Raw genomic sequence first — 24442 nt, 5'->3', positions numbered from 1 at the left:
GGGTTGGTAGCCGCCCCTACCCAGGGCCCGGTGGAACCAACCGCTGGAGCGCGCCTACCCACTCAACCGGGTGTGTCCTCACCCTCGTCGTCATCGGATTCGGCCAGGACGGGCGAGGCGTGGTGCGACCAGAGCTTCCAGCCGTCGGGTGTGCGGTGGAACACGTTGGTGGCGACGACGAGCTGGCCCACCAGCGGGCCCAGTTCGTCGCTGTCCTCCGGCGGCGGACCGCCGCTGAGAATGTTCTCCGTGCAGGTCACCAAAGCGGTGTCGCCGGTGACGGAGACGTGCACGTCGGTGAGGAAGAACTGGATGTACTCGGTGTTCGCCATGATCAGCGCGTACGACCTGAGGACCTCGCCGCGGCCGAAGAGCACCGGCCAGCCGGGGTGCACGCAGGAGATGACCGCGGCGTCCGCCGGGTCGTGGACGTCCTCGTCGATGCCGAGGTCGGCCGGCGTGATCCACAGGGAGGACAGCTCCTCGAAGTCGCCCCGCTCCATCGCCTCGTAGTACGCGGTGTTGGCGAGCTCGACCTGCTCGACGTCGATGTGCGGGGCGTTCACCGGTCTCCTTCCCCGTCCAGCTCGCGGGGGCCGGGGACCTGGGCCGCGGCGGTGCCGGCGGCACGGGCACCCTCGACGGCCCGGGCCACCCGGACCGCGTCGGCGGTGGCCCGCACCTCGTGCACGCGCACCGCCCAGGCGCCCTGCTGGGCGGCGAGCGCGGAGACGGCCGCGGTGGCGGCGTCCCGTTCCCGGGCGGGCGGCGGGGCGCCCTCGGGGCCCGCGAGGACCCGGCCGAGGAAACGCTTGCGGGAGGCGGCGACGAGCAGCGGGTGGCCGAGGGCGCGCAACCGGTCGAGGTGGGCCAGGAGGGTCAGGTCGTGCTCCGCCTCCTTGGAGAAGCCGAGGCCGGGGTCGACGACGATCCGGTCGGGGGCGATGCCGCCCGCCAGGACGGCCTCCACGCGCGCGTGCAGTTCGTCGACGACCTCGGAGACGACGTCCTCGTAGGAGCCCTTGACGTTGCCGCCCGCGAGGAAGCCGCGCCAGTGCATCACCACGAAGGGGGCTCCGGCGGCGGCGACGACCGGGATCATCGCGGGGTCGGCGAGGCCGCCGCTGACGTCGTTCACGAGGGCGGCCCCGGCGGCGAGGGACCGCTCGGCGACGGAGGCGCGCATGGTGTCGACGGAGACGGTGACCCCCTCGGAGGCCAGTCCGCGCACGACCGGGATGACGCGCCGCAGTTCCTCGGCCTCGTCGACGCGGGTGGCGCCGGGGCGGGTCGACTCACCGCCGACGTCCACCAGGTCGGCGCCCTCGGCGACCAGGCCGAGACCGTGCTTGACGGCGGCCGTCGTGTCGAACCAGCGGCCTCCGTCGGAGAAGGAGTCGGGCGTCACGTTGACGACCCCCATCACCGCGCAGCGGTCCCATGCCGGCAGTCCCGCCACTTCGCCGCGCCCGCTCTTCGTGCTCATGCGTCCAGCCTAGGGGGTGTCGTTCGGATCCCCCCTGGCCCGGGACGCCCGGTACGGCCCCTGGCGGCGCCGTGACAGGACCCGGTCGCGCCCGGTACGTAGGTCGCGCGCCGTCCGTGAGGCACTCCGCCGTACGCGGTGGCCGGATCCGAAGTGATCCACCCGACACCCCTCGGCTCGGCCGGGGCGACTCGGCGGCGCGGGCGCAGACCTCGTCCCGGGCCCGTGGGCGGCTGCTACGCCGCTCTGATCTCGCGTTCCGTGACGCCGTGCGGGCACGGGCGGGGGGCCGCGGCGCGGCGGCGCAGCAGCCGGGGCAGGGCGAGCTGCACGAAGCCCTCCGCCTGCATGGCCGCGAGGCCGATCCGCGGCAGCTCCCCGGAGGAGCGGTAGACGACGAAACGGGGTTCCCAGCGGGGACGGAACTTCGCGTTGAACTTGTACAGGGACTCGATCTGGAACCAGCGGGAGAGGAAGACCAGCAGGCCGCGCCAGGCGCGCAGCACCGGACCGGCCCCGATCTTCTCGCCGCGGGCGAGGGCGGAGCGGAACATCGCGAAGTTCAGCGAGACCCGGGCGACGCCGAGCCGGGGGGCCGCCTGGAGGGCGGCCACGATGAGGAGTTCGTTCATGCCGGGGTCGGCCGAGCGGTCGCGCCGCATGAGGTCGAGGGAGACGCCGTCGGCGCCCCACGGGACGAAGTGCAGGACGGCCTTGAGATCGCCGTACGGACCCGGCTCGGCGTCGGCCCGGTGGGCGGTGGCGATCAGGCAGTCCCCGTCGGCGGGGTCGCCGATGCGGCCGAGCGCCATCGAGAAGCCGCGTTCGGTGTCGGTACCGCGCCAGTCCTCGGCCGCGCGCCGTATCCGGTCGAGTTCGCCCTCGCCGAGGTCACGCACGCGCCGTACCCGGGTCTCGTAACCGGCCCGCTCGATGCGCTTCACCATCTGGCGCACATTGCGCATCGCGCGCCCGCCGAGGCTGAAATCCGCCACGTCCACCACCGCCTCGTCCCCCAGTTCGAGGGCGTCGAGGCCGGTCTCGCGCGTCCACACCTCGCCGCCCGTCTCCGAGCAGCCCATGACGGCGGGCGTCCAGGAGTGGGCCTTCGCCTCGTCCATGAAGCGCTCGATGGCGCCGGGCCAGGCCTCGACGTCGCCGATCGGGTCGCCGCTCGCGAGCATCACGCCCGAGACGACGCGGTAGGTGACCGCCGCCTTGCCGCTGGGGGAGAAGACGACTGCCTTGTCGCGGCGGAGGGCGAAGTGGCCGAGCGAGTCGCGGCCGCCGTGCCTCTCCAGCAGGGCGCGCAGCCGGCTCTCGTCGTCGGGGGTCAGCCGCGCGGCCGGGTGTTCGGGACGGAAGGCCAGGTAGACCGTGGTGACCGCGGTCAGGAGGCCGAGGGCGCCGAGGGAGAAGGCGACCGTCCAGGAGGTGGGCCCGGTGTAGTCGACGGGGCCCGAGAAGCCGAACAGGCCGTAGAGCACGTGCTGGATGCGGTCGGCGAGGCTGGGGTCGCCGGTCATCCGGTCGGAGTGGACGCTCACGATGACCAGCCCGAGGACCAGGGAACCGGCGCCCATGAGCACGAAGTTGGCCAGCGCGCGCCAGCGGCTGCGCGGGTCGGGCAGGGCGGCGAACTCACTCCGGTGGCGCAGCAGCGGCGCGAGCAGGGCGAGCGAGATGACGACGCCGACGAGGGAGTGGCGGTACGCGAACTGGGCGAGGGCACCGGCCGGCAGGAGGACGACGGCGGCCCGCCACGCCCGGCGTTTGTGCCGGCGCAGGCCGTGCGCGAGGAGCAGCAGGAGCACGCCGGCGCTGAGCGACAGGGCGGCGGCGAACGGGCCGAGCGCGCCCGGCAGTACCTCGGCGACGCTGTGCATGCGGCTGTGCCGGAAGCGGGGGAAGACACCGGCGCAGACGTCCAGGAGTCCCACCAGGGTGCAGGCTCGGGCGACCAGCGCGGGGGCCGCCTCGGGGCTCGGGCCGCGCAGCAGACGCCGTGCCCGGCCCGGTCGGTCCGGAACCCCACCCGACAATTCGCCATCTATCCTGACAGACATCGCATCCCGTAGTTCCGCGAGAGACCGTGAATCCGGTGCCAATCCGGCATCCGGCGACATTGCGCCCTCTAGGACGGTGTCGTGGGGAGAGAGGTTCACTCCCTTCCGGAAAGCCGTTTCAAAAGGCAGGGAAAGTCCCGGGCAAGCGTTCGCGAAGGAGCGTCGCGCGAGCCCGGGACCGGAAAGCGCAGGCAGGAAGAGCCCATGGGTCTCACGAGCAACAAGGTGCTGGTGCTGGCGGTCTCGTCCGCCGTGCTGCTGTTCGTCGGCACGGTGTGGCTGTGGCCGCGGCTGGCGCGCCGCACCTGGCGGGCCGTCGGCGGCCGGGTCGGACTGCTGCTCGCCACGCAGGTCGCGGTCCTCGCCTCGATCGGGCTCAGCACCAACCAGGCCTTCGGCTTCTACGCCAGTTGGGCGGATCTGTTCGGCCGGGAGAGCGGACAGGGCGTGGTCGTCGACCACGGCACCGGCGGGGCCGGCGGCGGGCCCCTCAGGGTCACCGGCACCCAGCAGGTGAACGTGTCCGGCGGGGCGCGCCCGCGGATCGGCGGCCAGATCCAGAAGGTCGCCCTCGTCGGCCGTACGACGCACATCGCCACGCCCGCGTACGTCTATCTGCCGCCGGAGTACTTCCAGCCGCAGTACCGCACCCGGACCTTCCCGGCGGTCACGGTCCTCACCGGCTACCCGGGCACCGCCGAGGCCCTCATCAAGGGCCTGCACTACCCGCAGACGGCGCACGCGCTGGCCAAGGACGGGAAGATCCAGCCGATGATCCTGGTCATGCTGCGGCCGACGGTGGCGCCGCCGCGGGACACGGAGTGCGTGGACGTCCCAGACGGCCCGCAGGCCGAGTCCTTCTTCGCCAAGGACCTCCCGGACGCCGTGGCGGCGCACTACCGGGTGGGCCGGAAGCCGGGCAGCTGGGGTGTCGTCGGCGACTCCACGGGCGGATACTGCGCGCTGAAGCTCGCCGTCCACCACCCCGGGACCTACGCGGCCGGTGCGGGTCTGTCGCCGTACTACGCGGCGCCGAACGACGCCACCACCGGCGACCTCTTCCACGGGGACCGGGCGCTGCGCGACCACGCCGACCTGTGGTGGTACCTCAAGCACCGGCCCGCGCCCGACACCTCACTGCTCGTCACCAGCAGCAGGCAGGGGGAGACGAACTACCGGGACACGCTGAGGTTCATAGAGCTGGTGAAGTCGAGGCGGCCGACGCGGATCTCGTCGGTCATCCTCGACAGCGGCGGCCACAACTTCAACACCTGGCGGCGCGAGATCCCGGGCACCCTCCAGTGGCTCAGCGGACGGCTGAGCGACCGCTGAACCCGCGTCAGGACGGCCGCCCGCGCGCGGGGGCGGCACGGACGACGCCTGCCTAGGAGCCGCTGACCGTCTCCAGGTCGACGTCCGCGCGGGCGATGTCCTGGGCGTCCGCGGCCGTGGAGCGGCGCAGCGCCTCGTGCAGCCGGGCCGGGGTGAGCACGCCGAGGAACCGGCCCTCGCTGTTCCCGTCGATGACGGCGATCCAGCCGGCGTCGTGCTGGAGCATCGTCGAGAACGCCTGCTTGAGGGACGCGCCGACCGGCAGCCACGCCTCCATCCGGCGGGCGTGCTCCCGGACCGTGCCGGTCCGCCCGTTCGCGTGCTCGGCGGAGATCCAGCCGTGCAGGTCCCCCTGAGCGTCCAGGACCACCGCCCAGCGCGCGTCGAGCTTCCTCGGCAGCGGGTCGTCGAGGCGCACCACCGGCGGCTGTTCGAGGTCGCTCTCCTCGATGGGTGTCACGGACAGCCGCTTCAGGCCGCGGTCGGCACCCACGAAGTCGGCCACGTACGGGGTCGCCGGAGCGCCCAGGACGGCGGACGGGGTGTCGAACTGCTCGATGCGGCCGGCGCCGTAGACGGCGATGCGGTCGCCGAGGCGTACGGCCTCCTCGATGTCGTGCGTGACGAACAGCACGGTCTTGCGCACGGACTGCTGGAGCCTCAGGAACTCGTTCTGGAGGTGCTCGCGCACCACCGGGTCGACCGCGCCGAACGGCTCGTCCATGAGCAGGACGGGCGGGTCCGCGGCCAGGGCCCGGGCGACGCCGACGCGCTGGCGCTGGCCGCCGGAGAGCTGCTCGGGGTAGCGGTCGCCGTAGACGGCGGGGTCGAGGCCGACCAGGTCGAGCAGTTCGGCCGCGCGCTCCCGGGCCTTGGCACGCTTGACGCCGAGCAGGTGCGGGACCGTCGCCGTGTTGTCGAGGACCGTCTTGTGCGGGAAGAGGCCGACCTGCTGGATGACGTAGCCGATACGGCGGCGGAGCTGGACGGGATCGATGTCCGCTATGTCGTCGCCGTCGAGGAATATCCGCCCGCTCGACGGTTCGATGAGGCGGTTCACCATCTTCATGGTGGTGGTCTTGCCGCAGCCCGAGGGGCCGACCAGCGTGACCAGTTCGCCCTCGGCGACCTCGAAGGACAGGTCGTCGACGGCGGTGGTGCCGTCCGCGTACCGCTTGGTGACGTTCTCGAACCGGATCATGGCTCCCCATTGTGGCCGCGGACGGCGGGTGTTGTGTGAAGGCAGTGTTTCGCTCGTACGGCGACTCTCGGCCATTGTCGGTGGTGGGCGTTAGGGTCGCCAGCAAGTCAAAACGATGTGCGGGTGCGCGGTCCACTGACATACGTTCGGTGATCCGGGGGAGGTGAGGCGGGTGAGCGAGCAGAACTGCCTGGTGGCGAACGACTGGATCTGCGGGGAGTACGTCCGCTCCCGCAGCCAGGAGTTGATCGACGCCACGGTGCAGCACGTGTGGATCACGGTGGCCTCGGTGGCCATCGGCGTCCTCGTGGCCTTTCCGCTGGCCCTGCTGGCCCGGCGCTTCCGCACCGTCGCCGGCCCGATCCTCGGTCTGACGACCGTCCTGTACTCGGTGCCCTCGCTCGCGATGTTCTCGCTGCTGCTGCCCGTGTTCGGGCTCTCGGCCGCCCTGGTCGTCACCGGACTCGTCCTGTACTCGCTCACGATCCTCGTGCGGAACATCCTCGCGGGACTCCAGTCCGTCCCCGAGGAGGCCCGCGAGGCCGCCAGGGGTCTGGGGTACGGCTCGGGGCGGCTGCTGTGGGAGGTGGAGCTGCCGCTGGCGCTGCCCTCGGTGCTGGCCGGCGTGCGCATCGCCACCGTCTCCACCGTGGCCCTGACGACGGTGGGGTACATCGTCGACTACGGCGGGCTCGGCACGCTGATCGTCAGCGGGCTGCGCAGCGACTTCAAGGCGCAGGTGCTCACCGCGTCCGTGATCTGCGTGCTGCTCGCCCTGGTGGCCGACCTGCTGCTGCTCGGCCTCCAGCGGCTGCTGACCCCCTGGACGCGGGCGACCCGCGCTCCCCGGACACGGCGGCGTCCGGCCCCGGCGAAGGTGGCTGAGGCGGCGTGAACGCGATAACGGGCGCCTTCGACTGGCTGACGACCGGGGCGAACTGGCAGGGAGAGAAGGGCGTCTGGCACCGGCTCGCCGAGCACCTGTACTTCAGCGGGGTCACCCTCGCCGTCTCCTGCCTGATCGCGCTGCCGCTCGCCCTGTGGCTCGGGCACATCGGCAAGGGAGGCGCGCTCGCCGTGAACCTCTCGAACGTGGGACGGGCGGTGCCCACGCTGGCCGTGCTCGTCCTGCTCACCCTCACCCCGCTCGGCCGGCACGGGGACCTGCCGACGCTCATCGCGCTGGTCCTGTTCGCCGTCCCGCCGCTGCTGACGAACGCGTACATCGGGATGAGCGAGGTCGACCGGTCCGTCGTGGAGGCGGCGCGGGGGATGGGGATGAGCGGCGGCCAGGTGTTCCGCCAGGTCGAGCTGCCGCTGGCGTACCCGCTGATCATGACCGGGGTGCGGTCCGCGACGGTGCAGATCATCGCCACGGCCACACTCGCCGCGGCGGCGGGCGAGGGCGGCCTCGGCCGGATCATCACCGCCGGGTTCAGCCTGCAGAACACGCCGCAGGTGGTCGCCGGCGCCCTGCTGGTGGCGGTGCTCGCGCTGCTGCTCGAAGGCGCGCTGGTGCTGGCGGGACGGGTCTTCGACCCGATGCGCGGACGCCGGGTCACGACGCGGTGACGTCGGTTTTCTCTTGGGTGCGCGGTGACTCCCGGCCTGCGGGCGCACCGCGACGTACGACTTCTCGATAGGGGTAACGATGAACAGCAGAACGCGTCGGATGGCGGTCGCGGCGGTGGCCGTCGGCGCGCTGACCGCGGGCCTCACCGCGTGCGGCGGGGACAGCCTGGAGAACGACGGCTCCGGAAAGGAGTCGGGCGGCGCCAAGGGTGAACTCGTGATCGGCGCCGCCGGGTTCACCGAGGCGAAGGTCCTCGGCGAGCTCTACAAGCAGGTGCTCGGCAATGCCGGATACAGCGTCTCGGTCAAGACGGTCGAGAACCGCGAGATCTATGAACCCCAGCTGGAGAAGGGGGCGATCGACATCGTCCCCGAATACGCGGCGACGCTCGCGGAATTCCTCAACCTGAAGGAGAACGGCGCGAAGGCGAAGCCCGTCGCCTCCAGCGATGTCGACGCCACCGTCGGCGCACTGCGCAAGCTCGCCGAGCCGAAGGGCCTCAAGGTGCTGCCGGCCGGCGGGGCGGTCGACCAGAACGCGTTCGCGGTCAGCACCGAATTCGCGAAGAAGCACGACCTGAAGACCCTTTCGGACTTGGGGAAGTCGGGCGTCAAGGTCAAGATCGCGGCGGGCGACGAATGCGAGACGCGGCCCTTCTGCGCGCCGGGTCTGGAGAAGACGTACGGCATCGACGTCGCCGGAATCGACCCCAAGGGCGTCGGGACCACCCAGGCCAAGCAGGCGGTCAAGAACGGCACGGACCAGCTGGTCCTGACCACGACCACGGACGCGACGCTGAAGGACTTCGACCTCGTGCTCCTGGAGGACGACAAGAACCTCCAGAACGCGGACAACGTGCTCCCGGTCGTGAACGCGAAGGACGCGGGTGACAAGGAGATAGCCGACGTCCTCGGGAAGTTGACCGAGACGCTCACCACGGACGATCTCGTGGAACTCAACCGCAAGGTCGACGCGGAGCGCCAGAAGGAAGCCGATGTGGCCAAGGCGTATCTGGAGTCGAAGGGTTTGATCAAGAAGTGACCGTGCCGCCTCTCCGGCGGAATGCGGTGTTCTCGTGAGTGAGTGACCGGCTCACGGCGGAGATGAACTGACGGCCCCTGCGGCGTTCTCGCGAAGACGCGGAGGGGCTTCGTCAGGACGCCGTCACGGCCTTCGCGGAGTCGGCGTGGGGCCGGTGCGGGTGCCCGGGGCGTGAGAAGCCTGCGGGGTGGCTGTGTTTTTACCTCGCGGGGCTCCAAGATTCGCCTACGCGCGGTAAGTTTCTGGCCATGCCACGTGGACGTCACCGCCATTCCCCGCCTCTGCACAGGCTGCTGCCCCCTTCGGCGATCGCCGGCGTCGCGCTCGTCTACGCCGTCGGGCCCTGGCTGTTCACGGAGCCCGCGGTGCTCCGCGGGCTCGCCGCGGGAGCCGCGCTGACGACCGTCCTCGGCTCCGTCGTCATGCGCCGCTGGGACACGGCGGCGGGCAAGCGCGTCGCCGAACTCACGCGCGCGCGGGCGAGCGACGAGTGGCGCTACGAGGAGCGGGTCGCCGAACTGGAGACCGACCTCGAGGAGTCGCGCGAGCTGCGCGCCAAGCTGGAGCAGCGGCTGCGCGCCAAGCGGACCGAACTGGCGAACCTGCGCAACGAGCACGCGGCGCTGCTGCGGCGGTACGCCACGGCGGAGACGGAGCGCGCGACCGCGCTGGAGGGCCGCCGGCTGCTCGCGATAGAGAGCTCGGTGCCCGCCCGGGCGCTGCCCGCGTCCTCGTCCGACGCGGCCTCCCGCGCACCCGGGGCCGTGGCCTCTCCGGGAGCGGCCCCCGTCCCGTCGGCGGACCCCGAGTCCGTACCGGCCGCGGAGGCGGCGCCTACCGTCCCCGCACCGGCGGCTTCCCCCGCCTCCGAGCGCGCCGGCGATCCGCAGGACGCGCCGGGTCCGGACGCCGTTCAGGAGACCGAGAGCGCGCCCGAGGACGCCGCGCCGGAGTCCGACTCGGACAAGGCGTTCTCCCCGACGGGTTCCTCGCTCTTCCTGCGCGCCAACTCCGCGCTCGACCGCATCGTGGGCGAGCGGGCCGCGCAGACCGAGCCCGGTCCCGGCACCGACGACCCCAGCACCGACGACCCGGGCCCCGGCGCCCCCGCCAAGGGCCCCTCGGCCGACGCCGGTTCGGGCACACCGGCATCCAAGGCCACCGCGCAGGAGAGCCCGGCGAAGGACACCTCCGCGCGGGACACCTCCGCGCAGCAGGACGGCACGGCGGAGGACACCTCCGGGCGGGGCGGCGCCGGGCAGGCGCGCGCCCGGGAGGACGAGGCCGAGGGGAAGCCGGGGGCGGTCGACGGGCACCAGCGCGCGGCCGCCGTGCCCGCGGCCGAGGCCACCGCCGCCACCCGCCCGACGACCGGCAGCCCCGCGGAGACGGCCCCCGTGACGCGGGCCGCCGCCGAGGACGCGTCCGCCGCGTCGGCCCTCACCCCCGTGAAGCCGACGAAGCCCGTCAAGTCGGTCCGGCCGTCCGGGCACTTCACCGTGCCGACCGCCGTGGCCGTCGTACCGACCGCGCCCCGGCGGCGCCAGGGCGTCGAGGGCGGGTTCGACTTCTTCGGCACGCAGAAGGGGACCTCCCCGGACGCGCTGGAGGCCGTGCAGAACGAGGACCTCGCCGACGTGGTCGGCCAGGAGGCGCTCGCGCTGCACAAGGCCGAGTCCGAGGCCGTCCAGTTCAAGCCGGCGGACGAGGAGTCCCGCGGGGTCGGCCAGGTCATCGACCTGACGGCGCACGACGAGACGGAGCAGATCGACGTGGCGGAGCTGCGGAGCGCGGTCTCCTGACCACGGAGGTCCACGAGTTCACCTGAGGGCACCGGCGACAGCGCCGGTGCCCTCACGCCGTAGCGGGGTCCGGGACTGCCGGTGCCTCACCCCAAGCCCCGGGACCGCCTTCACCTCGTAGCGGGTCCCGGGCGGCGCTCACGCCATCCACCGGTCGGGGCGGGCCTGCCGGCGGCCCGTGCGGGAGCGGTCGGCCTGGGACTGGAGGAGGTCCGCCGCCTCGCCCGCGTCCCGCAGCCGCGCCGTGACGGTCTTGTTGGCGCCGGTGTCCACGTGGACGTCCGCGAGTCCCTTGAGGCGCGACCAGGGCCCCTGCTCCAGCCGTACGCTCTGCACCTTCGCGTGCGGGACCAGGGCGAGGCTGCGGCGCAGCAGCCCGTGGCGGGCGACGAAGGCGGTGTCGGTGACGGCGAGGCCGTAGCCCCGCCACCAGAAGGGCAGGCACCAGCCGGCCCGGCGCGGCGGCCGCGCGAGGACGCCCGGCACGACCACACCGGGCAGCACCCGGGCGATCACCTCGTCCGCGACCTCGCGCGGCGCCACCGGCACGAGCACGGAGTTGGACGACCCGGCGACGTCCAGCTCGACGCGGACCCAGCCGCGCCGCCGCCACAGCAGCGGCTCCACGATCCGCACGGTCTGCACCCGGCCGGGCGGCACCGTCTCGTGCGTACGGTCGAGGAGCCCGTGGTCGATCCGCAGGCCGTCCGGGGACTCGCCCACCGTCCAGTCGTACTCGCCGACGAAGCGGCCCACGCTGCTCGCGCCCGCCGCGCCGAGCAGCGGCAGACCGGTCGCGAGGACCGTCCACACGCTGTGCGTGGCGAGCCAGAGCAGCGACGGCACGACGAGCGCGGCGACCAGGGACCCCCAGGTGGCGCCGGTGAGCACGAGGGAGACGGCGAGGACGCGGGCGGGCACGTGCAGGAGCCGCCGGGCCGGGGCCTCGCCGACCTCGTGCGCGGTGTCGGGGGCGAATCCGGCGGCGCGCGCGAGGAGTTCGGCGCGCAGGGCGCGGGCCTCGGCCTCGCCGAGGTAGGCGAGCTCGTCCTTCTTGTCGGTCCCTATGACGTCGAGTTTCAGCTTGGCGACGCCGGCGACGCGGGCCAGCAGGGGCTGGGTGACGTCGACGGCCTGGAGCCGGTCGAGCCGGATGTGCGCGGTGCGGCGGAACACCAGTCCGGTGCGGATGCGCAGGTCGGTGCCGGTCACCGCGTAGTGGGTGAACCACCAGGTCAGGAAGCCGTAGAGGGCGGCGGCGGGGACGAAGACGGCGAGTCCGACGAGCAGGGTGGTCGTCGTCAGCCGGGTGAGCTGGGCCTGCGCCTGGTTGGGGTCGTGCACCGCCCAGCCGGCGAGCACGGCGACCGGCGCCCAGGCGCGCCGCAGCGGGGTCACCGGATGCAGGCGCTGCTCCACGAGCGGCCGCACCTCCGCCCCGGCACCCGCCGAGGACGTCCCCGGCGCGGCGGCGGGTGCCGGGAAGCCCGCGGAGTCCGGCGATCCGTGGGCGGGCGCGCTGCCGCCGGCGGCCGTGAGTTCTACCGGGCCGGGGGCGAGTGGTGTCCCCGGAGTGCCGGAAGGTTCCGGCAGGGGCGTGTCCGCGGCGGCCGGGTCCGCCGGGCCCGGCGGCGGGGTCACAGGCCCGCCGATCGGGCCTCGCCGAGTTCCGTCAGCCGGTCGCGCAGCCGCTCGGCCTCCTCGGGGTCGAGGCCGGGGATGCGGGCGTCGGTCGCCGCCGCGGCCGTGTGCAGCTGCACGCTCGCCAGCCCGAAGTACCGCTCCACGGGCCCCGAGGTGACCTCCACCAGCTGCATGCGCCCGTACGGCACGACGGTCTCCTCGCGCCACAGCACGCCCCTGCTGATCAGCAGGTCGTCCGCGCGCTCGGCGTACCGCCAGGAGCGCCAGTTGCGCCCCAGCATCGCCCAGCCCCACAGGATCAGGGTGAGGGGCAGCAGGGCGAAGGCGGCCCAGCCGGGACCGGCGAGCAGCCAGAGCCCCACGGCCACGGCGATCGCCAGCAGTCCCGCCCACACCACCAGCAACAGCCGTCGCATCCGTAGCAGGCCCGGCGGCAGGCCGGTCCAGACGGGCTCGCCCGCCGCGTTCCGTGTGGTCCCCGTCTCCATGCCGCAAGGGTACGTACGAGAGACTGTCCCCATGACTCCCACGACGGAGACCATGGTCGGTATCGGCGGCGCCGCGGAGAGCACCGACATGGTGCTCAACATCGGGCCTCAGCACCCGTCCACGCACGGCGTGCTCAGGCTGCGGCTCGTCCTCGACGGCGAGCGGATCCAGCACGCGGAGCCGGTCATCGGCTACATGCACCGCGGCGCGGAGAAGCTCTTCGAGGCCCGCGACTACCGCCAGATCATCATGCTCGCCAACCGCCACGACTGGCTCTCCGCCTTCTCGAACGAGCTGGGTGTCGTCCTCGCCGTGGAGCGGATGCTCGGCATGGAGGTCCCCGAGCGCGCGGTGTGGATGCGCACGCTCCTGGCGGAGCTGAACCGCGTCCTCAACCACCTGATGTTCCTGGGGTCCTACCCCCTGGAGCTGGGCGGGATCACCCCGGTCTTCTACGCCTTCCGGGAGCGCGAGGAACTTCAGAACGTCATGGAGGAGATCTCCGGCGGGCGCATGCACTACATGTTCAACCGCGTCGGCGGCCTCAAGGAGGACCTGCCGGCCGGCTGGACCACCCGCGCGCGTGAGGCAGTCGCCTCCGTGCGCTCGCGGATGGACGTCTACGACGACCTCGTACTCGGCAACGAGATCTTCCGGGGCCGCACGCGCGGGGTCGGCGTGCTGTCGCCCGAGGCCGTGCACGCCTACGGGGTGAGCGGCCCGATCGCGCGCGCCTCCGGCGTGGACTTCGACCTGCGCCGGGACGAGCCGTACCTCGCCTACCCGGAGCTCCAGGACACGCTGAAGGTGGTCACCCGCCAGGAGGGCGACTGCCTCGCCCGCTTCGAGTGCCTCCTGGAGCAGACGCACGTCGCCCTGGCGCTCGCCGACGCCTGCCTCGACCGGCTCGCGGAGCTGGCGCCCGGCCCGGTCAACCAGCGGCTCCCCAAGGTCCTCAAGGCCCCCGAGGGGCACACGTACGCGTGGACCGAGAACCCGCTGGGCATCAACGGCTACTACCTGGTGAGCAAGGGCGAGAAGACCCCGTACCGGCTGAAGCTGCGCTCGGCCTCGTACAACAACATCCAGGCGCTCACCGAACTGCTGCCGGGCACGCTGGTGGCGGACATGGTGGCGATCCTCGGCTCACTCTTCTTCGTGGTCGGGGACATCGACAAGTAGGTCCGCCGCGTCCCCGGGCGGGCCGATCCGCACGCCGCCGACGGGCTGGAGCAGCCAGCCGAAGTCGCCGAGTCCGCCCGTCGCGGTGAGCTCGGCGGCCTCGCCCGCCTGCGCGAGGGCCCGCACGTAGCCGGCCGGGTCGGTGGCGGCCAGGGACAGCGGCGGGCGCCCGCCGCGCACCCCCAGCGCCCTCAGGGCCGCCCGCTGGGTCGTCAGGAGCGCGCCGGGCAGCGCGCACGCGTCCAGCGCCACGTGCGCCGTGATGTCGCACGACCCGTCGGGCACGGGCACCGTCTCCCGGCCCGCGCGGAAGCCGGTGAGCGTCCCGAAGGGCGGCCGGGCGCCCGCGAAGTGCGCGTAGTCGGCGGCGACGGCAAGACCGCGGTCCAGGGCGGCGACGGCGTCGGCCCAGGCGGCGTCCCGGGGGAGGCCGATCTCGGCCCGCATGCCCTCGGACGGGACCGGCCACCAGCGCGCGAGCCACTCGGCGCCGGCCCCCGCGACCGGCGGCCCGAGCCGCTCCGTCCCGTCCTGTCGTACGAGCACCAGCCGGGCCACGCCCTCCGCGTCCGTCTCGGCCACGTCCACGGGCACGTTGTCGAGCCACTCGTTGGCGAACAGCAGCCCGGTGACCCCGCGCGGCGGCTCGGACAGCCACTCGATCCGGTGATCGAGGCCCCCGGGGCGCGCGGCCCGCTCGACCGCGTACAGCCGCGCGCGGGCGGCGACCTCCTCCGGCAGCGCGGCGAGGACCCCCGCCGCGAGTTCGCCCCGGCCCGCCGCCATATCGACGAAGGCGAGCGCGGACGGGTGCCCCAGCGCCTCGTCCACCCGGCACAGCAGGCGCGCCACGGCGCGCGCGAAGAGCGCGGAGGCGTGGACGGACGTCCGGAAATGACCCGCGGGCCCTTCCGGACGCCGGTAGAACCCTCCGGGCCCGTACAGCGCCTCCTCGGCCGCCGCCCGCCAGCCACGCGCGCCGTCCGCCGTCGTGTCCGTCATCGGGCCAGGTTAGGCCCCGTTTCGCGGCGGCTCCGGCCCCGGCCGGGCGGGCCCGGTAGGCGCAGAGGACTGGAAGCCCTCCACCTTGGGGAGTACGCGTGCGGGTTCCGGATCGATCCTCCGGTTGACCCCTGCACACACCACGCTTCCCTACTCTGGGTTACGTGCAGCGCCTCTATGACTTTCTCCGCCGGTACCCGACGTGGGTCGACAGCTTCTGGGCCGTCGTCCTGCTCGGGATCACCGGCGTGAGCCTCAGCAGTGTCAGCGGGGCGTCCGAGCACCGGGGGCCGCTCCCCGTGGCCGTCCCGGTCGCCGTCGTCCTGTGTCTGGTCGTCGCGCTGCGCCGCCGGATGCCCGAGAAGATGCTCGTGCTGGCGGCGGCCACCGGTGTCGCACAGCTCGTCCTGGACGTGGGGGTGTCGCCCGCGGACTTCGCGATGCTGGTGATCATCTACACCGTCGCGGCGGACGGCGCCCGCTGGGCCTCCAGATTCGCCCTGGTCGGCGGGCTCTGCGCGGCGGCCCTGTCCCAGCTGCGCTGGCCGCAGGAGGCGACGGGCACCCCGGGTGTCGTCCTGATAGCGGTCTTCCAGACGGTGCCCTTCGCCCTGGCCTGGGTGCTGGGCGACTCCATCCGCACCCGCCGCGCCTACCTCGCCCAGCTGGAGGAGCGCGCCGCCCGCCTGGAGAAGGAGCGCGAGGCGCAGTCCAAGGTCGCGGTCGCCGCCGAGCGCGCCCGCATCGCCCGGGAACTGCACGACGTCGTCGCGCACAACGTGTCCGTCATGGTCGTCCAGGCCGACGGCGCCGCCTACGTCCTCGACGCCGCGCCCGACCAGGCCAAGAAGGCGCTGGAGACCATCTCGGGCACCGGCCGGCAGGCCCTCGCCGAGATGCGCCGCCTGCTGGGCGTGCTGCGCACCGGCGAGCACCAGGAGGGCGGCGAGTACGTGCCGCAGCCCGACGTCGAGCAGCTCGACGACCTCATCGAGCAGGTGCGCACCGCGGGGCTGCCCGTCGACTACAAGGTGGAGGGCACCCCGCGCCCGCTGCCCAGCGGCGTCGAGCTGACCGCGTACCGCATCGTGCAGGAGGCCCTCACCAACACCCGCAAGCACGGTGGCCCGAACGCCGGTGCGAGCGTGCGCCTGGTGTACTTCGACGACGGCCTCGGACTGCTCGTCGAGGACGACGGCAAGGGCGCCCCGCACGAGCTGTACGAGGAGGGCGGCGCCGACGGCAGGGGGCACGGCCTGATCGGCATGCGTGAGCGCGTGGGCATGGTGGGCGGCACCCTGGACGCGGGACCGCGCCCCGGCGGCGGCTTCCGCATCAGCGCCCTGCTGCCGCTCAAGGCCGCCCACTGACACCTGTACGTACGTTCGCCGAGACACTGGTACGCATCCGACCCGCGGTCCCGGCGCCGCCCCGACCCCCGTACGCGTCCGAACCCGGCCCATGACCCCTGTACGAATCTGAGAGGGACCCCCGATGGCGATCCGCGTGATGCTCGTCGACGACCAGGTGCTGCTGCGCACCGGCTTCCGGATGGTGCTCGCCGCCCAGCCGGACATGGAGGTCGTGGCCGAGGCGGGCGACGGCGTCGAGGCCCTGGAGGTGCTGCGCGGGACCGAGGTCGACGTGGTGCTGATGGACGTGCGCATGCCGAAACTGGACGGCGTCGAGACGACCCGCCGCATCTGCTCCCAGGCGGAGCCGCCGAAGGTGCTGATCCTGACCACCTTCGACCTCGACGAGTACGCGTTCTCCGGACTGAAGGCGGGCGCCTCCGGCTTCATGCTCAAGGACGTGCCGCCGGGCGAGCTGCTGACCGCCATCCGCTCCGTGCACAGCGGCGACGCGGTGGTCGCCCCCTCGACCACCCGGCGCCTGCTCGACCGGTTCGCGCCGATGCTGCCCACCGCCGGCAAGCAGCCCCAGCACAAGGAGCTGGAGCGGCTCACCGACCGCGAGCGCGAGGTGATGGTGCTCGTCGCGCAGGGTCTGTCGAACGGCGAGATCGCCGCCCGGCTGGTCCTGTCGGAGGCGACCGTCAAGACGCATGTGGGCCGCATCCTCACGAAGTTGGGGCTGCGCGACCGGGTGCAGGTCGTCGTCCTCGCCTACGAGACGGGGCTCGTACGGGCGGGCGGCCACGGCTGACCGGGGGCGTGACCAGGGTGTGACCGGCGGCCACTAGGGTCTGCGCATGCTCCTGTGGATCAACGGCCCTTTCGGGGGCGGCAAGACACAGACCGCACACGAGATCTGGCGGCGGCTGCCCGGCTCCGTCATCTGCGACCCGGAACACGCCGGCTTCGGTCTGCGCCGCATGCTCCCGCCCGAACTCCGCGGTGACTTCCAGGAGTTGACGTCCTGGCGGCAGGGCGTGGTCGAGGTGCTCGACCTCGCCCTGAGTGGGCACGACGGTGTTGTGATCGCCCCCATGACGGTCACCGAGCCCCGCTGCTTCGACGAGACCGTCGGGCGGCTGCGCGAACTGGGCCACGACGTACGGCACTTCACCCTCCTCGCCGAGCGGGAGACCGTGCTGGCGCGGCTGCGCGAGCGCGGCTTCGGTCACCTGCTCCGGTACGTGGCCGGGAAGGACGCACCCCTGCGCCGGGAGAGCTGGGCGGTGGAACGGCTCGACCACTGCCTGGAGCGGCTGCGCGAGCCGGAGTTCGCCGAGCACCTGTGGACCGACCACACGACGGTCGCGAGAACCGCCGAGCGCATCGCTGTGCTGGCCGGACTGACCCTCGCACCGAACCGGGACGGCGTGCTGCGGGGGCGGCTGCGCCGGGCGTGGACGGGCGCGCGGCACATCCGCTTCGACTGAGGCCCGGCGCGGGACGCGCTCAAGTGGTCAGCGGAGGATGCCCTCCAGGAAGTCGCTCCCCAAACGCGCGACCGCCGTGACGTCCAGCTGGTGCAGGACGTACCGGCCTCGGCGGCGCGTGGAGAGCAGACCGGCCTTCTTGAGGACGCCGAGGTGCCGGGATATCTCGGGGGCCGTCATGCCGTGCACCTGCGCCAGCTCGCCCGTGGTGTAGGCGCTGCGGGCCAGATGACGGCAGATCCGCATCCGGACCGGGTGGGACAGTGCCGTCATCCGCAGGGTGAGCTGCTCGACCGAGGGCGGGGCGGCGAGTTCGGGGGAGCCGACCGGGTAGTGCAGCACCGGCTGCCACCCGTAGCGGTGCAGGACCATCAGGTGGGGCCAGCCGAGGGTGGTGGGCACGAGCAGCAGGCCGCCGTCGGCCGTGGCCGTGTGTCCGTCGGCCAGCTTGTCCACGACGATCCGCCCGGCGGACTCGTCCAGCGTCACGGCGGAGGAGACCGAGGCGAGCGCCTCGGCCAGGCCCCGGCGCCGGAACAGGTCGGTCTTGTGCCGGGCGTCCACCGCGAGCTGGTGGCGCAGCCGCGACCACGCCTCGGCGAAGAACGCCTCGTCGCAGTCCTCCAGGAACTGCCGCAGCCAGGTCCGCACGCCCGGCGGGTCCTCCAGCAGCCGCCGGGCGAACCGCACCTGGCGCGGCCCGCGGGACGCCGCCAGGTCCAGGGCACGCGCGCGCAGCCCGGAGTCCGAGAGCGTGCCGGGCCCGGGAGCGTCGTACGTCAGGGCGCCGGTGAACTCCAGGGCGGCGGCCACGAACTGCTCGTCGCTCAGCTTGTCCAGCAGGTCCAGGTCCTCGGCGAGCGTGGCCCCGGGCAGGGTGAATCCGCCGGGGATGCCGGCGGAGGGCAGGAAGAGGTCCGAGAACGTCGTACGCCACAGGAAGTCGGCCTCGCACATGCGGTCGGCGAGGTGGGGGTCGAGGCCCGCTGTCACGGTGGTCGCCCAGGCCTGGAGCCCCGGGTGGTGGCCCGGCTCGGACAGGGCGTGCAGCGCCATCCCGAGCTCGGCCAGCGGGGACGGCACGAAGGCCACCCGCTCCCGCCGCAGCCCGGTGACCTCGATGCTCACGCTCATGCCCTCATGGTGCACCGGGCCACTGACAACGCCGTCCCCGATTGACACCGGTCGTCAATCGGGGGGACAGACGCCGCGAGCGGGCGCAGGCTGGGAGTACCGGAACCCGGAGTACCGGTTCCCTGAGTGCCGGAGTACCGAACACGGAGTACCTGAGCAGCCCAGTACCTGAGCACGGATGACCGGGACGCCGGAGTGCCGGAAGCGCCGGGCACCGCGGGTCCACCGCCCGCCCGGTCCCCTCCGCTCCCGTCCCGAGGAGGCGATCCGCCGTGAGCGTCACCCAGCAGTACCTTCTGGACACCTGCCGGGCCCGGCAGCACGGCGAGCCCGCCCCGCCCGCGCCCGGTACCCACGACCGGCAGACCCTGCGTGAGCTGCGCGACCTGCGGCGGTTCCGCTCCGTCCTGGCCGGGCGCCCGGCGACGGGCCGGCTGCGGGGGGCCGTGCGCCGGTGGCGGCGGGGCGGACCGCTCCCGGGCCCCTGACGTGGGGCCACGGCACGGGCGGGACCGGGACGCCGGTTCCCTACCGGAGGTCCGGCAGCCGCGCCGCGAAGTCCCCGGCGGCCGCCCGGGCCTCGTCGGCCGTCCAGTCGAGGCCCGCGGACCGCACGCCCACCTCGGTGTAGGACACCCCCGGCCCGCCCCGGGCCCACGGGCTGACGAACAGGTACGTGCCGGTCTCCTCGGCCTGGGCGGCGGCCGCGTCCTCCAGCACGTCCGGGTCGTACGGCAGCCAGACCTGGAAGTCGTGGGTGTGCGGCACCTCGGGGTGGACGCGTGCCCACGGCACCCCGGCGGCCGCCGCCAGCCCCTCGCGCAGGGCGGCGGCGATCACGCGCGCGTGGGCCACGTACTCGGGCAGCCGGGGCAGCTCGCGCTCCAGGCCGGCGAGCGCGGACAGCACCGCGGGGAACTGCTGGACGACCATGCCGCCGTAGCGGTGGCGCCAGGTCTTCGCCTCGTCGACCAGGGAGCGCGGTCCGGCCAGCGCCGCGCCGCTGTACCCGTCGAGCGACTTGTAGAACGACACGTAGACGCTGTCCGCGAGGCCCGCGATCTCGTCCAGAGGGCGCCCGAAGTGCGGGGTGCACTCCCACAGCCGCGCCCCGTCGAAGTGGACCACCGCGTCGCGTTCCCGCGCCGCCTCCACCACCTCGGAGAGCTCCTCCCAGGTGGGCAGGACGAAACCGGCGTCCCGGAGCGGCAGTTCCAGCATCAGCGCCCCGAAGGGCTCGTCGAAGTCGCGTATCTCCTCGGCGGTCGGCAGCCGGGGCTCGCTCGTGACGCGCACCGTGCGCAGCCCGCTGACCGCGCTGAACGCGTTCCGTTCGTGCACCTCGGGATGGGACAGCGCGTGCAGCGCGACGGTCGGGTTCCCGGTGCGGGCGGCCCAGCAGCGCAGCGCCACCTGCTGCGCCATCGTGCCGGTGGGGAAGTAGGCGGCGTCCTCCGTGCCCAGCAGTCCGGCGACGCGCTCCTCCAGGGCCTCCACGATGCCGTTCCCGTAGACGTCCACCGGGGCGTCCAGGTCGTACAGGTCCGCCGCCCCGTCCAGGACCGCCAGCCGCTCCCGCAGCGTCGCCCGGTGGCCCGACCGGGCCAGCACGCGCCGGGCGCTCCGGTAGGCGGCGGTCTGCCGCTCGCGCCGCCGCTCGGCAGTGGCCGCCCCGGACTCCGGGCCGTGCTCCGGCCCCGCCCCGGAGCCGTGCCCGGCCGCCCCTCCGCCGTCCTGCTCTTCGCCGTGCTCCGCCGTATCGCTCATCCCCGGATCATCTCCCGGGGCGGCCCGCACGGGCACACCGGTTTCAGGCCGCCGGGGCCCGCGGAAACCCACAGCCTGTGGACAACCGAACGGGCCTCGAACCAATCGCGTTAACATGACGAGAAATCGTCCGGTACCCCGAGCGGACTGGAACGGGAAGGCCGCCGTCGAGTGAGTACATTCCAACAGCCAGAGCCGAAGGACCGCCCCGCGCGGCTCACCGTCGGCGTCGTCGGCGCCGGTCGCGTGGGCCCGGCGCTGGCCGCGTCCCTCCAGCTCGCCGGACACCGTCCGGTGGCCGTCTCCGGGGTGTCCGACGCCTCCGTACGGCGCGCCGCGCGGATGCTGCCCGACGTGCCCCTGATGACGCCCGCCCAGGTCATGGAGCGCGCCGACCTGGTCCTGCTGACCGTCCCGGACGACGCCCTGCCCGGTCTCGTCGAGGGACTCGCCGAGACCGGTGCCGTCCGCCCCGGCCAGCTCCTCGTCCACACCTCCGGGCGGTACGGCGCGCGGGTGCTGGACCCGGCACTGCGCGCGGGCGCCCTGCCGCTCGCGCTGCACCCCGCGATGACCTTCACGGGCACCCCCGTGGACGTACAGCGGCTGGCCGGCTGCTCCTTCGGCGTGACCGCGCCCGAGGAACTGCGCCTGGCCGCCGAGGCCCTGGTGATCGAGATGGGCGGCGAGCCGGAGTGGATCGCCGAGGAGAGCCGGCCGCTCTACCACGCGGCCCTCGCCCTCGGCGCGAACCACCTGGTGACGCTGGTCGCCGAGTCCATGGAGCTGCTGCGCACCGCGGGCGTGGAGGCCCCCGACCGCATGCTCGGCCCGCTGCTCGGCGCCGCGCTGGACAACGCCCTCAGGTCCGGCGACGCGGCCCTCACCGGCCCGGTGGCGCGCGGCGACGCGGGCACGGTCGCCGCGCACGTCGCCGAGCTGCGCAGGCACGCCCCGCAGACCGTCGCCGGCTACCTGGCGATGGCCCGCGCGACCGCCGACCGCGCCCTCGCCCACGGACTGCTGAAGCCGGAACTCGCCGAGGACCTGCTCGGGGTACTCGCCGACGGCGCGACCCTGCCCGACGACGGGAGCGACCGATGACCACCGCTCTGCTGCGCACCGCGGACGAGCTGCACGCGCGTGTACGCGACGGCCGCCGCGCCGTCGTGATGACCATGGGCGCCCTGCACGAGGGCCACGCCACGCTGATCCGCGCCGCCCGGGAGCTGGCGGGCGACGCGGGCGAGGTCGTCGTGACGGTCTTCGTGAACCCGCTCCAGTTCGGCGCGGGCGAGGACCTCGACCGCTACCCGCGCACCCTCGACGCCGACGTCAAGATCGCCGGGCTGGCCGGCGCGGACGTCGTGTTCGCCCCCGCCGTGGACGAGGTCTATCCCGGCGGTGAACCCCAGGTCCGCGTCAGCGCCGGACCCATGGGCGGCCTCCTGGAGGGCGCCGTACGGCCCGGGCACTTCGACGGCATGCTCACCGTCGTCGCCAAGCTGCTGCACCTCACCCGGCCCGACGTGGCGCTGTACGGGCAGAAGGACGCCCAGCAGCTCGCCCTGATCCGCCGCATGGTGCGCGACCTGAACTTCGGCGTGGAGATCGTCGGCGTGCCCACCGTGCGCGAGGAGGACGGGCTCGCCCTCTCCAGCCGCAACCGCTACCTCTCCGCCGACGAGCGCCGCACGGCGCTCGCGCTGTCCCAGGCCCTGTTCGCGGGCCGCGACCGGCACGCCGCGCAGGAGGCACTGCGGGCCCGGGCCCGGGAGGTGCCCGCCACGCGTGCGCGTGCCGAGGCCCTCAGCGCCCTCGGGGAGTCCCGCGCCGCCGCCGACGCGCACGCCGTCGCCAAGGCTGCCCCCGCGGGCGTCTCCGGCCCGGCCGCCGTGCGCGCCGCCGCCCGCCTCGTCCTGGACGACGCGGCGCGCCTGGAGCCGCCGCTCTCCCTGGACTACCTGACACTGGTCGACCCGTCGGACTTCACCGAGATCGCGGACGACTTCACCGGCGAGGCGGTCCTCGCCGTCGCCGCCCGGGTCGGCACGACCCGGCTGATCGACAACATCCCCCTCACCTTCGGAGCCGCCTCGTGACCGGCACAGGTACCGGCATACGCCTGCACGCCCCCGCCCCCGGCTGGTCCGTCGACGCCGACGTCGTCGTGGTCGGCTCCGGTGTCGCGGGACTCACCGCGGCGCTCCGCTGCGAGGCCGCGGGACTGCGCACGGTCGTCGTCACCAAGGCCCGCCTGGACGACGGCTCCACGCGCTGGGCGCAGGGTGGCATCGCCGCGGCCCTCGGCGAGGGCGACACCCCGGAACAGCACCTGGACGACACGCTCGTGGCCGGCGCCGGCCTGTGCGACGAGGAAGCCGTCCGCATCCTCGTCACCGAGGGCCCCGACGCCGTACGCCGGCTGATCGCGACCGGCGCGCACTTCGACGAGTCCGCCGAGGGCGCCTTGGAGCTGACCCGCGAGGGCGGCCACCACCGGCGGCGCATCGCGCACGCGGGAGGCGACGCGACCGGCGCCGAGATCTCCCGCGCCCTCGTCGACGCGGTACGTGCGCGTGGACTGCGCACGGTCGAGAACGCGCTGGTCCTGGACCTGCTCACGGACGCCGACGGCCGCACCGCCGGAGTCACCCTGCACGTCATGGGGGAGGGCCAGCACGACGGCGTGGGCGCCGTCCACGCCCCCGCCGTGGTCCTCGCGACCGGCGGCATGGGGCAGGTCTTCTCGGCCACCACCAACCCCTCCGTGTCCACGGGCGACGGCGTGGCGCTCGCCCTGCGCGCGGGCGCCGAGGTGAGCGACCTCGAATTCGTCCAGTTCCACCCGACCGTGCTCTTCCTCGGCCCGGACGCGGAGGGCCAGCAGCCGCTCGTCTCCGAGGCGGTACGCGGCGAGGGCGCCCACCTGGTCGACGCCGACGGCGTGCGCTTCATGGTCGGGCAGCACGAGCTGGCCGAGCTGGCCCCCAGGGACATCGTCGCCAAGGGCATCATGCGCCGCATGCAGGAGCAGGACGCCGAGCACATGTTCCTCGACGCCCGGCACTTCGGCGCCGACATGTGGGAGCACCGCTTCCCGACCATCCTGGCCGCCTGCCGCGCCCACGGCATCGACCCGGTCAACGAGCCCGTCCCCGTCGCCCCGGCCGCGCACTACGCGTCCGGAGGCGTCCGCACCGACCGCCACGGCCGTACGACCGTCCCCGGCCTGTACGCGTGCGGCGAGGTCGCCTGCACCGGCGTCCACGGCGCCAACCGGCTCGCCTCCAACTCCCTGCTCGAGGGCCTGGTCTACGCCGAGCGGATCGCGGCCGACATCGCCACCCGCCACGCGCAGGAGCACCTCCACGCGCGCGTGCCGGTGCCCGTCCCGCACCCCGAGAAGCCCGCGCACCCGCTGCTCGCCCCCGAGGCCCGCTTCGCGATCCAGCGGATCATGACCGACGGCGCGGGCGTCCTGCGCTCCGCCGAGTCCCTGGCCGGCGCGGCCGACCGCCTCCAGCGCCTGCACGCGGACGCCCGCGACGCGCTCGACGAGAACGGCAAGACCTCCGAGCCCGGCGTCGACACCTGGGAGTCCACCAACCTCCTGTGCGTGGCCCGGGTCCTGGTCGCCGCCGCCCAGCAGCGCGAGGAGACCCGCGGCTGCCACTGGCGCGAGGACCACGCCGACCGGGACGACACGGCCTGGCGGCGCCACATCGTCGTACGGCTGAATCCCGACCGGACCCTCGCCGTGCGCACCACCGAGACAGCAGACTTCCCCCCGACCCTCCCCGAGGACTCCGGCCCCACCCGGACCACGGGAACCTCCACGCCCCAGCCGTCGCCCCGTCCCCAGGAGCAGTGACCGA

At 73.8% G+C, this 24442-nt stretch carries 22 protein-coding genes; 13 read left to right on the top strand and 9 right to left on the bottom strand.

What is annotated here, in order from left to right; genetic code table 11:
• Positions 1 to 62: 62 nt before the first annotated feature.
• From ACZ4VA_RS25365 to ACZ4VA_RS25355, 3 genes are all read right to left on the bottom strand, one after another.
• Entirely contained in the window at positions 63 to 566 is a 504-nt protein-coding gene (locus tag ACZ4VA_RS25365) for a nuclear transport factor 2 family protein (RefSeq protein ID WP_355791886.1), read from the bottom strand.
• Positions 563 to 1486 carry a dihydropteroate synthase gene (gene folP, locus ACZ4VA_RS25360; protein WP_356237979.1) on the bottom strand — a complete coding sequence of 308 codons (924 nt, stop codon included), beginning with the start codon at positions 1484 to 1486 and terminating at the stop codon, positions 563 to 565. Before folP ends, ACZ4VA_RS25365 begins: the two co-directional genes overlap by 4 nt.
• A gap of 236 nt (positions 1487 to 1722) precedes the next feature.
• Complete coding sequence (locus tag ACZ4VA_RS25355; RefSeq protein ID WP_388904799.1) at positions 1723 to 3552, bottom strand: phosphatidylglycerol lysyltransferase domain-containing protein; 1830 nt, start codon at positions 3550 to 3552, stop codon at positions 1723 to 1725.
• 204 nt (positions 3553 to 3756) lie between these two features.
• On the opposite strand from ACZ4VA_RS25355, the gene ACZ4VA_RS25350 reads away from it, so the two are divergent.
• Positions 3757 to 4884 carry an alpha/beta hydrolase gene (locus ACZ4VA_RS25350; RefSeq protein WP_356163843.1) on the top strand — a complete coding sequence of 376 codons (1128 nt, stop codon included), beginning with the start codon at positions 3757 to 3759 and terminating at the stop codon, positions 4882 to 4884.
• 52 nt (positions 4885 to 4936) lie between these two features.
• Here the strand turns inward: ACZ4VA_RS25350 and ACZ4VA_RS25345 are convergent, their stop codons facing one another.
• Positions 4937 to 6085, bottom strand: coding sequence for an ABC transporter ATP-binding protein (locus ACZ4VA_RS25345; protein WP_355781138.1), 1149 nt, complete (start codon positions 6083 to 6085; stop codon positions 4937 to 4939).
• A gap of 172 nt (positions 6086 to 6257) precedes the next feature.
• On the opposite strand from ACZ4VA_RS25345, the gene ACZ4VA_RS25340 reads away from it, so the two are divergent.
• The 4 genes from ACZ4VA_RS25340 to ACZ4VA_RS25325 all read left to right on the top strand — a co-directional run bounded on the left by ACZ4VA_RS25340 (position 6258) and on the right by ACZ4VA_RS25325 (position 10501).
• Positions 6258 to 6980 (top strand): ABC transporter permease, encoded by a 723-nt coding sequence (locus ACZ4VA_RS25340; protein ID WP_355781135.1) that lies wholly within the window; start codon positions 6258 to 6260, stop codon positions 6978 to 6980.
• Positions 6977 to 7657 carry an ABC transporter permease gene (locus ACZ4VA_RS25335; protein WP_355781132.1) on the top strand — a complete coding sequence of 227 codons (681 nt, stop codon included), beginning with the start codon at positions 6977 to 6979 and terminating at the stop codon, positions 7655 to 7657. The genes ACZ4VA_RS25340 and ACZ4VA_RS25335 overlap by 4 nt, the downstream gene beginning before the upstream one ends.
• 79 nt (positions 7658 to 7736) lie before the next feature.
• Complete coding sequence (locus ACZ4VA_RS25330) at positions 7737 to 8699, top strand: ABC transporter substrate-binding protein (RefSeq protein WP_355781130.1); 963 nt, start codon at positions 7737 to 7739, stop codon at positions 8697 to 8699.
• A 248-nt stretch (positions 8700 to 8947) separates the two neighbouring features.
• Positions 8948 to 10501, top strand: a complete 1554-nt coding sequence (locus tag ACZ4VA_RS25325; RefSeq protein WP_468082558.1) for a hypothetical protein — start codon at positions 8948 to 8950, stop codon at positions 10499 to 10501.
• A gap of 138 nt (positions 10502 to 10639) precedes the next feature.
• On the opposite strand, the gene ACZ4VA_RS25320 is transcribed toward ACZ4VA_RS25325, so the two are convergent.
• Positions 10640 to 11932, bottom strand: coding sequence for a PH domain-containing protein (locus ACZ4VA_RS25320; protein WP_356163869.1), 1293 nt, complete (start codon positions 11930 to 11932; stop codon positions 10640 to 10642).
• 206 nt (positions 11933 to 12138) lie between these two features.
• A complete protein-coding gene (locus ACZ4VA_RS25315) occupies positions 12139 to 12633 on the bottom strand; it encodes a PH domain-containing protein (RefSeq protein WP_468082557.1) in 495 nt (164 codons plus the stop codon).
• 31 nt (positions 12634 to 12664) lie between these two features.
• Here ACZ4VA_RS25315 and ACZ4VA_RS25310 point away from each other — a divergent pair, with 31 nt between their 5' ends.
• A complete protein-coding gene (locus tag ACZ4VA_RS25310) occupies positions 12665 to 13816 on the top strand; it encodes an NADH-quinone oxidoreductase subunit D (protein WP_356163845.1) in 1152 nt (383 codons plus the stop codon).
• Here ACZ4VA_RS25310 and ACZ4VA_RS25305 read toward each other — a convergent pair.
• The gene (locus tag ACZ4VA_RS25305; protein WP_468082556.1) at positions 13781 to 14818 is read right to left on the bottom strand and encodes an SAM-dependent methyltransferase; all 1038 of its coding nucleotides are present in this window, start codon (positions 14816 to 14818) and stop codon (positions 13781 to 13783) included. The two genes, ACZ4VA_RS25310 and ACZ4VA_RS25305, sit on opposite strands and share 36 nt — an antisense overlap.
• A 164-nt stretch (positions 14819 to 14982) precedes the next feature.
• Between ACZ4VA_RS25305 and ACZ4VA_RS25300 the strand changes: the two genes are divergently transcribed.
• From ACZ4VA_RS25300 to ACZ4VA_RS25290, 3 genes are all read left to right on the top strand, one after another.
• Entirely contained in the window at positions 14983 to 16188 is a 1206-nt protein-coding gene (locus ACZ4VA_RS25300) for a sensor histidine kinase (protein WP_355790428.1), read from the top strand.
• Positions 16189 to 16312: 124 nt separating this feature from the next.
• A complete protein-coding gene (locus ACZ4VA_RS25295; RefSeq protein ID WP_355790430.1) occupies positions 16313 to 16984 on the top strand; it encodes a response regulator transcription factor in 672 nt (223 codons plus the stop codon).
• Positions 16985 to 17030: 46 nt separating this feature from the next.
• Positions 17031 to 17663: an AAA family ATPase gene (locus ACZ4VA_RS25290; RefSeq protein ID WP_356237977.1), complete on the top strand. Its 633-nt coding sequence runs from the start codon at positions 17031 to 17033 to the stop codon at positions 17661 to 17663.
• A gap of 27 nt (positions 17664 to 17690) precedes the next feature.
• Here the strand turns inward: ACZ4VA_RS25290 and ACZ4VA_RS25285 are convergent, their stop codons facing one another.
• A complete protein-coding gene (locus ACZ4VA_RS25285; RefSeq protein ID WP_356163847.1) occupies positions 17691 to 18797 on the bottom strand; it encodes a DUF5937 family protein in 1107 nt (368 codons plus the stop codon).
• 272 nt (positions 18798 to 19069) lie between these two features.
• Between ACZ4VA_RS25285 and ACZ4VA_RS25280 the strand changes: the two genes are divergently transcribed.
• A complete protein-coding gene (locus ACZ4VA_RS25280; protein WP_356237976.1) occupies positions 19070 to 19285 on the top strand; it encodes a hypothetical protein in 216 nt (71 codons plus the stop codon).
• A gap of 40 nt (positions 19286 to 19325) precedes the next feature.
• On the opposite strand, the gene ACZ4VA_RS25275 is transcribed toward ACZ4VA_RS25280, so the two are convergent.
• Entirely contained in the window at positions 19326 to 20564 is a 1239-nt protein-coding gene (locus tag ACZ4VA_RS25275; protein WP_468082555.1) for a threonine aldolase family protein, read from the bottom strand.
• 171 nt (positions 20565 to 20735) lie between these two features.
• Between ACZ4VA_RS25275 and ACZ4VA_RS25270 the strand changes: the two genes are divergently transcribed.
• From ACZ4VA_RS25270 to ACZ4VA_RS25260, 3 genes are read left to right on the top strand one after another with little or no spacing between them, the layout of a single operon-like run.
• Entirely contained in the window at positions 20736 to 21668 is a 933-nt protein-coding gene (locus tag ACZ4VA_RS25270) for a Rossmann-like and DUF2520 domain-containing protein (protein ID WP_356237974.1), read from the top strand.
• Complete coding sequence (gene panC, locus ACZ4VA_RS25265) at positions 21665 to 22666, top strand: pantoate--beta-alanine ligase (RefSeq protein ID WP_356237973.1); 1002 nt, start codon at positions 21665 to 21667, stop codon at positions 22664 to 22666. The genes ACZ4VA_RS25270 and panC overlap by 4 nt, the downstream gene beginning before the upstream one ends.
• A complete protein-coding gene (locus tag ACZ4VA_RS25260; protein WP_355784516.1) occupies positions 22663 to 24438 on the top strand; it encodes an L-aspartate oxidase in 1776 nt (591 codons plus the stop codon). The genes panC and ACZ4VA_RS25260 overlap by 4 nt, the downstream gene beginning before the upstream one ends.
• Positions 24439 to 24442: the final 4 nt, after the last annotated feature.

The sequence above is a fragment of the Streptomyces sp. NPDC028308 genome, from assembly GCF_055565855.1.
This window is presented reverse-complemented; position numbering and strand designations above follow the sequence as displayed.